The sequence below is a fragment of the Moorena sp. SIO2C4 genome, from assembly GCF_010672485.1.
In the GTDB taxonomy this organism is placed as follows: Bacteria; Cyanobacteriota; Cyanobacteriia; order Cyanobacteriales; family Coleofasciculaceae; genus Moorena; species Moorena producens.
The window spans coordinates 1-2214 of sequence record NZ_JAAHGN010001168.1 but is presented as its reverse complement, the minus strand read 5'-3'; the positions used below and the strand labels follow the sequence as shown (position 1 = coordinate 2214).

The following is a 2214-nucleotide window of genomic DNA, read 5'->3' as shown; positions in this document are numbered from 1 at the left end:
TGCAGCCTTTATGGTTGGGAGGCTTGGCTGAAAAGGCTTAAAACTTTGAGGCGCGACAATCGCGCGAATTTAATTACGGGTCAAGCGCGCCTCCATGATTAAGGCAAGAGACGAAACCTTAGATCAGGTCGCCTTTATAACAACAGTTTTAAACCTTTTCTGCATAACCTACAACCCAAAAAGGCGACCTGATCTTACGGTAACTTCAAACCTTATTTTAAGGTTTCGTCTCCGGGCTGTGTGGGTCACCTGCGTCCACACTCTATAAGCCCCCTTTCCCGCGCTTCATACGCGGGTATAACGGGAGGGGAATTGGATTTGAATGATGGCTGCCAACGCCAGTCTACCTGGGAATGTTAATAGATATTTTATATATTATAAGCAATAATTCTGAATTATTATCCTGAGTGGAAGATCCTTTCCCTTGGATTGGAGTCAACACCAGGCAATTTATGTGATCGAACTCACATTATGCTAAGCTCTTAGTCTATTTGGGGGTTTGATTCTTCCATAAAGACTATTCTTTAGCTAAATTATCTGGCTAAATAAAAGGTGCATACTCAAAACTCTATCCTAATCAACCCAATAATAAACCCAAGGGCGCTGGTGTGCCAGCGTGGCATTGTAAACGGAAATGAACGCAATCCAACCCCCTCACTCAACTCGGCTACCATCAAAACCTCGCCGAAGAGTTCCTCGAATCAAGCACCGTCCGCAGCGACAGTCTTACGGGGCAGTTGCTGGTGAAACTACTGCTAAGTTACTTGTTAACCTAGTTCTCTGTGCCGCTGCGATTACCGCACTAATGGAACTATTACCTTATCATCTCTCACAGCAAGCCAAGTTGCGAGAAGTCAAACGAGAGGTGAAGCGAACTGAAACACGAGTGAATAAATTGCGCCGTGAATTCAGTCGCTCTTTTGACCCCAGGCAAGCCCAGAAAGTAATGCGAGAGCAAAGCTTACGACGTGATCCAAATCAGGTTCAGGTCGTCTGGCAAGATCCCGACTTAGGGGATGGAAATTAGTTATACTTCCGGTGGGCATAAACTGAGCTAAAGGTAATAGGTCGAGGTGGCTCGATGCGTTCGCGTAGCGTCTCCTAGGTCGAATCGCTGTTTGGGACCGTTAGAGCTAAGCACTAACCCCTTCAAGCTCTCAGTGGCTTAAGCAAATCATTGATCCAATTTTCCACTTTCTCGCGCAAGGAATCAGAAGAACCAGACTTTGGCAGCCACTTCAGAGCCTTGTGATAGTCGCTGATGGCACAGTTCCAGTCACCCCTGAGATGGTAAGTACGCCCTCTCTGAGCATAGACATGGTCTTCCAGGCATCCCAGCATTAGAGCCATGTCAAGGTTTTCTAGGGCTAAATCGTACAATCCCAATTCCCGGAAGGTGATCCCTTGGTTAATCCAGGTGCGGATATTTCCCGGATTGAGATCAATAGCTTGCTCGTAGTCGGTGAGGGCTTCAGCCAGTTGCCCAACTGATGCATAATAATTAGCGCGATTGTTGTAAGCACTGTCCAATGTTGGATCAATTCCCAGTGCCTGATTGTAATCAAATAAGGCTTTGTAGGGCTGACCACTTTGGAAATACAGCAATCCCCGATTGTTGTAGTCTGATGCGCTGGTGGGATTGAGATTAATCAACTGGGTTAACAATGCGATCGCACTGTTGTAATCCCCTTGTTTCACTTTCGAGTTTGCTAAGGTGCGCAGGCTTTTCACAGAGTGTATGTGGCTTTTTCTAGGCACTAGCCTCACTGGCGCTAAATGCCTGTGGTTTTTACGGGACATTGGGAACCACTGTCGATTTTGGTTTTGCCGATTTAGAAAAGTAGGAGCATTCATATTTGCCTCAACCTCATTTGCAGCCTATCTAGATTCAACCTTACGGCTAACAGCACCCAGCTGGTTGGTCTTAATGTGTCACTTATTAATGCGTCTTCGGTGTACCCAAGAAAACCATCCAGATTGTCCCTACAACTTGGGACTCTTCTTTGAAGACTACAGCAGTAATATTACAGTTTCCTGAAAGACGAATTAATTTTGTCCGGATGATTTTATAGAGGGGCTGGGACTGGACCTGCCCGTTCTGAATCCATAGCTATCTCCGCTGAACGTAGCCTCGTGGGCTGGTTCAAGGGCTAGCTTCACTAGACATTGCCATGCTCGGTCAGCGATGGTTGGTATCTTTAACATTCTTACTTT

The 2214-nt window shown here is 46.2% G+C and carries 2 protein-coding genes; one reads left to right on the top strand and one right to left on the bottom strand.

Going from position 1 to position 2214, the window contains the following annotated elements:
• Nucleotides 1-634: 634 nt before the first annotated feature.
• A complete protein-coding gene (locus F6K20_RS35150; protein ID WP_008188704.1) occupies nucleotides 635-1027 on the top strand; it encodes a slr1601 family putative cell division protein in 393 nt (130 codons plus the stop codon).
• 122 nt (nucleotides 1028-1149) lie between these two features.
• Here F6K20_RS35150 and F6K20_RS35145 read toward each other — a convergent pair whose 3' ends face one another.
• Nucleotides 1150-1854: a tetratricopeptide repeat protein gene (locus tag F6K20_RS35145; RefSeq protein ID WP_044494947.1), complete on the bottom strand. Its 705-nt coding sequence runs from the start codon at nucleotides 1852-1854 to the stop codon at nucleotides 1150-1152.
• Between the last annotated feature and the right edge of the window lie 360 nt (nucleotides 1855-2214).

Excerpts from the sequence above, each read along its gene's own strand:
- F6K20_RS35150 (WP_008188704.1), top strand. The coding sequence starts at position 635 with ATGAACGCAATCCAACCCCCTCACTCAACTCGGCTACCATCAAAACCT.
- F6K20_RS35145 (WP_044494947.1), bottom strand. The coding sequence starts at position 1,854 with ATGAATGCTCCTACTTTTCTAAATCGGCAAAACCAAAATCGACAGTGG.